The organism is Pseudovibrio sp. Ad26, from assembly GCF_001623285.1.
GTDB classification, from domain to species: Bacteria; Pseudomonadota; Alphaproteobacteria; order Rhizobiales; family Stappiaceae; genus Pseudovibrio; species Pseudovibrio ascidiaceicola.
In genome coordinates this window covers 1-1,196 of the sequence record NZ_LMCE01000110.1, presented here as the reverse complement: position 1 = coordinate 1,196, position 1,196 = coordinate 1, and the positions used below count along the sequence as shown (strand labels likewise).

At 50.3% G+C, this 1,196-nt stretch carries 2 protein-coding genes; both read right to left on the bottom strand.

Annotated elements, in window-relative coordinates:
- Positions 1-38 precede the first annotated feature (38 nt).
- Positions 39-956 (bottom strand): IS3 family transposase, encoded by a 918-nt coding sequence (locus tag PsAD26_RS23030; RefSeq protein ID WP_244278315.1) that lies wholly within the window; start codon positions 954-956, stop codon positions 39-41.
- Positions 860-1,126 carry a transposase gene (locus PsAD26_RS30270; protein ID WP_063312290.1) on the bottom strand — a complete coding sequence of 89 codons (267 nt, stop codon included), beginning with the start codon at positions 1,124-1,126 and terminating at the stop codon, positions 860-862. Before PsAD26_RS30270 ends, PsAD26_RS23030 begins: the two co-directional genes overlap by 97 nt.
- Positions 1,127-1,196: the final 70 nt, after the last annotated feature.

Below are 1,196 nucleotides of genomic sequence, written 5' to 3'. Positions count from 1 at the left end.
GGTAATCCCCCCATTATTGGAGGAGCTTGGCGGTAGAGTTATGCAGCCAGTTTCAATTTCTTGGCAGGCGTGATGCCGCCGATGGCCATGTTGGGCCGTTGGTTATTGTATGTCCAGAGCCAACTTGTTGCTTGAACCTGAACTTGTTCGATCGTTTCAAAGCAATTCTGATCCAGCCATTCTTGCCGAACTGTTCTGTTGTAGCGCTCGATATAGGCGTTCTGAGCGGGCTTGCCCGGCTGAATATGCAAGATCTTGATGCCTTGCTTTTGTGCCCATGAGAGCAGGGTTTCACTGATATTTTCAGGGCCATTGTCAACCCGAATTGTTTCAGGTTTGCCGCGCCACTCAATCACCTGTTTCAAGGTGCGCACGACCCGCAGGGCCGGAAGGGAAAAGTCAACCTCGATAGTCAGTCCCTCCCGATTGAAGTCATCAAGTATGTTAAGCGTGCGAAACCGTCTGCCATCTTCAAGCTGGTCAGACATAAAGTCCATCGACCAAACTTGATTGGCCCGTGCCGGAACCGCCAACTTGTCTGGTTTTTTCCGCTTTAAGCGCTTGCGTGGTCTGATCCGCAGGTTCAGCTCCAACTCCCGATAAATGCGATAGACCCGCTTGTGGTTCCAACCAAAGCCTTTGATATTGCGCAGATAAAGGAAACACAGGCCAAAGCCCCAGGTCCTGTTCGCACACGTCAAACGCACCAGCCAGTCGGCAATCAGGGCATTGTTGTCATTCAAAAGCCGCGTGTAACGATAACACCGCTGGCTCACACCAAATGTACGGCACGCCAAAGCAATCGATACCTGCTTTTCTGCGACTGCAGAACGGGCCATCTCTTTGCGCTGAGACGGCCTTAAACCTTTTTTCCTAGTGCTTCTTTCAAAAGTTCGTTTTGCAAGCTGAGTTCGGCGTACATTTTCTTGAAGCGGCGTAACTCGTCCTCCGTCGATTTCATCGACTGGATCATAGGAGCTTCAAGGCCACCATATTTGGAACGCCACTTGTAATAGGAGGCCGCGCTCATGCCATGCTCACGGCAAAGCTGCGCAACCGGAATGCCGCTTTCTCCCTGCTTCAGAATTGCAATAATCTGCGCGTCACTAAAACGAGATTTCTTCATAAGATCAGTCCTCAATATGAGGCAACAATATCTCTACTTTCAAACTCGATCAAATTCCGGGGGGATTACC

Coding starts and splice junctions, on each gene's coding strand:
- PsAD26_RS30270 (WP_063312290.1), bottom strand. CDS start 1,126: ATGAAGAAATCTCGTTTTAGTGACGCGCAGATTATTGCAATTCTGAAG.